This is a genomic window from Vibrio sp. B1REV9 (genome assembly GCF_905175395.2).
Taxonomy (GTDB): Bacteria; Pseudomonadota; Gammaproteobacteria; order Enterobacterales; family Vibrionaceae; genus Vibrio; species Vibrio alfacsensis.
Genome location: NZ_CAJIMW020000045.1, coordinates 1 through 502 on the forward strand (window position 1 = coordinate 1; position 502 = coordinate 502).

Sequence of the window (502 nt, forward strand, 5' to 3'; positions counted from 1 at the left end):
GTAAAGCAAGACGGGCGTTGCAAAGATCAAACTCACCCAACGAAAGTAGCTTTTAAACTCTGGTTCTAAATCACCGAAGACTTCAAGGTAGAGCGCAACAGCAAGCATCATGACTTGCATTGTCGCAAGGCCTGCAATACCAAGACGGTAGAGGTATTGCTTCATGGTTTGATGATACGCCGCTTCTTGTTTGTCCGCTTCAAATGGTGCCGCTTTATAGCCCAGTTTGTGAATGACGGACAACAATTCACTTAGACGTACTTGTGTTTTATCCCAAGCTAGGAGCGCACGGTTGGTCGTGGTATTGACACGAATCGATACCAAGCCTTCAACTGCGGAAACTTGTTTTTCGATAAGCCAAGCACAAGCCGCACAAGAAACACCCTCAAGAGACAGCGTGACTTCAGATGTGTTTTCATTATTACGAACAAACTCTGATTGAACGTCTTCGTTGTCGTAATGAATCAAAGCTTGAAGTTGCTCCGGAACTAAGTCCGCTTTT

The 502-nt window shown here is 45.0% G+C and carries 1 protein-coding gene; it reads right to left on the reverse strand.

Annotation, left to right across the window (positions count from 1 at the left end):
• Positions 1-502, reverse strand: a 502-nt coding sequence (locus KHN78_RS00045; RefSeq protein WP_211916562.1) for a cation transporter, incomplete at both ends; no start/stop codon positions are given.